General features: G+C 38.3%; 4 protein-coding genes. All 4 read right to left on the reverse strand.

The genetic code is table 11. The features are described from left to right. Positions 1–587: sugar kinase (locus BO225_RS11280; RefSeq protein ID WP_143356839.1), on the reverse strand; the 587-nt coding region annotated here is incomplete at its 3' end. A gap of 4 nt (positions 588–591) precedes the next feature. Continuing rightward, on the reverse strand, positions 592–1,233 hold the full coding sequence (gene eda, locus BO225_RS11285) for a bifunctional 4-hydroxy-2-oxoglutarate aldolase/2-dehydro-3-deoxy-phosphogluconate aldolase (protein ID WP_198936146.1): 642 nt from the start codon (positions 1,231–1,233) through the stop codon (positions 592–594). A 28-nt stretch (positions 1,234–1,261) separates the two neighbouring features. Beyond that, on the reverse strand, positions 1,262–3,094 hold the full coding sequence (locus BO225_RS11290; protein WP_076342307.1) for a thiamine pyrophosphate-binding protein: 1,833 nt from the start codon (positions 3,092–3,094) through the stop codon (positions 1,262–1,264). An 87-nt stretch (positions 3,095–3,181) separates the two neighbouring features. Further along, positions 3,182–5,022: hypothetical protein (locus BO225_RS11295; RefSeq protein ID WP_076342308.1), on the reverse strand; the 1,841-nt coding region annotated here is incomplete at its 5' end.

Here is a 5,022-nt window from a genome sequence, read left to right on the forward strand (position 1 = left end):
TTGGCGATGCCGACATCGATGTCTTTGGCCAATTCGCTCATGACTTCTTTGGCTTTGGCTTTGCTCCAGAGCTTGTTGCGGTAGTTCAGATCGCAAGAGATCTTCACCCCGTGCTCTTTGGCTTTTTGGCACGCTTCCAATGTGATTTCTGCCACATTGTCGTTGAGGGCTGGCGTGATGCCCGTGAAGTGGAACCATTTCGCGTCTTTGAAGATCGCGTCCCAGTCGAAATCTTCTTTCTTGGCAAGAGCGATCGAAGAATCGGCGCGGTCATAGATGACTTTGCTTGGTCTTTGGCTCGCTCCCTTTTCCAGGAAGTAGATTCCAAGACGGTTTCCGCTGCGGTTGATGTAGTCGGTCAGCACTCCATAGCGTCTCAAAGAATTGAGAGCGGCCTGTCCGATCTCGTGGGCAGGAAGCGCGGAGACAAAGTAAGCGTCGTGTCCATAGTTGGCAAGCGATACGGCGACGTTGGCTTCTCCGCCTCCGTATGTCGCTCCAAAGCTGTCGGCCTGCACGAAACGAGTGTATCCTTGCGGAGCAAGGCGGAGCATCAATTCTCCGAATGTGATTACTTTCTTTTTCATTGTATTAACCTCTGATCTTTTCAAAACGAGAACGCGCTTCTCGGGAAAGGGCTTCGATCGTATCGAACTCTTTGTTGTCGATCAAATCTTTTTTGACCATCCAGCTTCCGCCTACACAAAGGATGATGTCTTCTTTTAAATAAGCGTCCATGTTTTTTTCGCTCACTCCACCAGAAGGCATGAATGTCATCATGTTGTAAGGGGCCGCGATCGCTTTGATCATTTTGATTCCGCCAAGGATCTCGGCAGGAAACACTTTCACAAAACTCAAGCCAAGCTTATAGGCGGCTTGCACATCCGTTGCGGTAGCCGTTCCAGGGACGACAGGAATGTCTTTCTGGATGCAGTATTTCACGACTTCTTCATCAAACCCAGGAGAGACGATGAATTGAGCTCCCGCACTGATCGCTTCGTCCACTTGGGCTGTCGATAAGATCGTTCCCGCGCCAACGAGCATATCAGGATGGCTTGCGCGCATCTCTTTGATGCAGGCGGCCGCTTCGCGGGTACGGAATGTGATTTCAGCAGCGGGAAGACCACCCTTGCATAACGCATCCGCTAACAAGGAGGCGTCTTCTTTATGTTCGAGAGCGATCACAGGGATGATCCCGATTTCTTTGAATCGTCTTATTATGTTATTCTTCATATTTTTCCACTTTCCAAAATGACTTATTTTAATTCTCATCAACCATTGGTACAATCATGATTTGTTCCAATTCTTCTCTTGGTAAGAATGGAGCTAAATCTTCTAATGGTGGACTCACTAAAGTTCCATCTTCTAAACGCTTTGTACTACTTTTTGGTTCCCACACTTGTGATGTATCAGTAAAAATCTCACAGAAAACAGGCCCTTTTTCTTTTAAAACTTTATCAACAACATCTTTCATTTCTTTATTACTCTTCGCACTGTAGTATGGATAACCAAAGGCTTTTGCAATTTTTTCAAAATCAGGAAATGAAAGATCCGAAGACTCTGGCCCTATCCCTATTTTTGTATGGTTACCAAAAAGATTAGTTTGAGTAATCCTAATAGAATGATAACCATTATTATTGATCAGGAAAATCTTGATCGGTAGTCGATTGGTTAATACGGTCTGCAGCTCTTGAAGGTTCATCATAATACTTCCATCGCCTTCTAAACAGATAGTTTCTCTTTTTCCGCCTCCAATACATGTCCCAATCGCAGCAGGTAATCCATAACCCATACTTGCAATTGCACTGTTATTTGCCATACGGCTTCCCTTTTGAATCACATAAGTCTGATTTCCCACAACACAACATGCACCATTGGAAACTGCAGTTAAACTGTTTTCAGGAAGCTGACTGCTTAAATATTTAACGAATGCATATACATTGGCTGATGTTCCGTTTTCCTCCCATTGGCGCGGTTGAACTACTGGATATTCTTTTTTCCATTTTTGACAAGTTTTCAACCATTTTTCTTTTCTTGGTAAAGGATACCGCAAGGTGTCGTTCATTTTCGTAAGAAAATCTTTAGCGTCTGCCCATATCGGCATTTCAACATGCAATGTCGGTTTTTTTAATTCCGCTTTATCGATATCGACCATAATGACTTCTGCTTCCCGAGCCCAAGTCTTCCAATTGTAGCCAACTTGACGAATAGAGATTCGAGTTCCAATTGCAAGAATTAAATCCGCATTTTGGATAGCCCAGTTTCCTGGTCTGTCCCCCATATTTCCTGCTCGACCACAATACAATTCATTTTCATCTTCAATAAGATCAACGGCATTCCAATATGTGACAATTGGAATCCCTAGTTTTTCGGCAACTTCTCTAAACTGTTTATATGCTCCAGAAAGACGAATTCCATAACCTGCATGAAAAACAGGTCTTTTCGCTTTTTTTATTTTCTCGATTACTGCATCAATCGTTTCTTTAGAGACAGCCGGTGGAAGCAATGCATCATCTTCTGTTGGATCATAGCCCCGTAATTCATCAGTTTCTATATACATACCTTGAAAATTCACTGGAATATCAATCCATACAGGACCTGGACGTCCTGTAGTAGCTAAATGCCATGCTTTCTCTAAAGCATAACGAATATCCAGCGGATCTTCGATCATCGTCGCATATTTCGTCATCGGAGTAACCGATTTTACAATATCGTATTCCTGATCTCCCATTGCCCGTAAAGGAGTTTCTGTAAACTGCAATGCATAACGAGCAGTGGTATCATAACGAACTTGTCCGCTAATAATCATCATAGGAATAGAATCAAGCCATCCCCCAACAACACCCGTCAATGCATTGGTTCCTCCCGGCCCTGTTGTTACGCAGACAGCTGCAATTCGATTATCCAAACGAGCATATGCTTCCGCTGCAATTGCGCAAGCTTGTTCATGATGGTTATACGTAACTTTTAAACCATCCTTATGCCCCAAAGCATCGTTTAGATGCATTGCTCCTCCACCAACAACACTAAAACAATCTGTCACTCCATGATTTACTAAAAAATCAGCTACGTAATCTGCTAAACGTATCTTCATAATCTCAGCTCCTTTTTGTTTTATTCTTAATCTTTTTTTATTATATACAATTAATCAAAATTATATAGACCAAAATAAATCATACAATCAATCACTTGATATAATTAATTTGCCATCAACTGTTTTCCATTTGTTTAATAAAGGTCTTAATTCTTGATCATCTAATTTTTTTTGGAAATCATTCAGTTTTTTAACTGTATCATCTGTTATTTTTTCTCCATCATCTATACTAACACCATCAGCCATATTACTAAAACAGTTAGTTACAATAGTTTGATAATATCCAGATATTCCTGATGTAATTGCTCCTTTAAGTTCAACATCAGCGACACAGTTAATAATTGATCCTCCTCCAAGATTATCAGCTATTCCTCCGGCTCTTCCTTCGCCTTCTAATTTTCCAGTTACTAAACAATTGATTATCCTTGTTGTTGAAGCTCCTTGGGAGGTAATACCTCCTACATAGGCTCCTTTAATATTACAATTATGTAAATTTACATTCTCTACAGTTCCTATTAACTGGCCAAATAAACCTGCATTATTTTCTCCTTTTTTTATCTTAAGGTTTTCAATTTTAAATCCATCACCATTATAATTCCCTTCAAAAAAATTCCCACTTTCAAAATGACCGATAGGGTCCCAATTGTTAATTTCTGAAAGATCAATATTGGCTGTTTGTTTTAAAAATTGTCCATTAAAACTTGTTCCCGAATTGACACTGTCTCTAAAATACTCTAAATCTTCAATTGAAGAAATTAAATATGGATCTTTTATAGTTCCTAAACCTTCTAACTCTATGTCATCAACAACTTCAGGAGTAGGATCAACATAATTTGAGGTGATGTTTTCAGCAGATTTTCTTTCAATAAATGTTTCAGTGATTGGTTGTCCATCTTTTAATTTATATACAAAGACATTATCGACTTGTCCAATCAATTTATAATCTTTTTCCTTCACACTTGAAAACCATTTTTGAAGTTCTCTTTGCCCTAACGGGTTACCGCCACGATAAATTTCTTCATGAGCTTCCAAAGCTCCTGGCATATCTTGCCAAATTACAATATCTGGTTTGTTCTTAGCTAATAATTTGGCCTCTTCAATAGCAAAATCATCAGCACAGACATCATAAAATTCCACTGGTACAAAACCATTCATATTATAATTTTCTTGAAAAATATTAAAAACTTTTGTGTGAGGAAAACCCCAAATAACAGAACCTTTATCTGTATTCTCTCCAATAACACGATTTAAATCTTCATATTTTTTCTTTTCTAATGGACTAAATTTGAATCCTTTTAAAGCTTTTATATTTACAGTTTCAGTCTTCTCCCAGTAAGAAGGGATAGGATCTCCCCACCAGCTATACGGAGAAACTAGTTTTTGAGATAAACAAATACCAAAAAAAGTAACAAGAATACCATTAAACGATAAAACAAAATATTTATTATTTTGAATCGTTTTATTTTTAAAAATGAGATAGGTAAAAGCTGGAAAAAGTATAAATCCACAACTCGGAACTACACCTACTTCGCCATTACTCATTATAGTTGCATATCCGCTTGCTAATCCTGAAAAAGCAATTATTATTCCATGAGTATCATAATTTTCATTTTTTATTCTCTTTGTTATGATGTCATATAGAATCCAGATTATAAAAAATATAAAAATTAATGTTAATAACTCAGGAACTTCTCTGAATAAAGCCGTATCCAAATAAATAGTTTGAGCAAGATGTTTAGGATTAATAATTAGACAAATAAATTCAACACATATTACTAATGGAAAGGCTATTTTCTTATATCTATATATATTGCCTTTAATAAGCCAAACAAAGTCGATCAATGACTTGGTACGGGCGCTGATTGACCCATTTTTCGAATTCTTTGACCCTCGCACTGATTTCCTGCTTTGTATGAATGAATACATTG

It is taken from the genome of Dubosiella newyorkensis (assembly GCF_001945605.1).
Classification (GTDB): domain Bacteria; phylum Bacillota_I; class Bacilli_A; order Erysipelotrichales; family Erysipelotrichaceae; genus Dubosiella; species Dubosiella newyorkensis.

Excerpts from the sequence above, each read along its gene's own strand:
- eda (WP_198936146.1), bottom strand. The coding sequence starts at position 1,233 with ATGAAGAATAACATAATAAGACGATTCAAAGAAATCGGGATCATCCCT.
- BO225_RS11290 (WP_076342307.1), bottom strand. The coding sequence starts at position 3,094 with ATGAAGATACGTTTAGCAGATTACGTAGCTGATTTTTTAGTAAATCAT.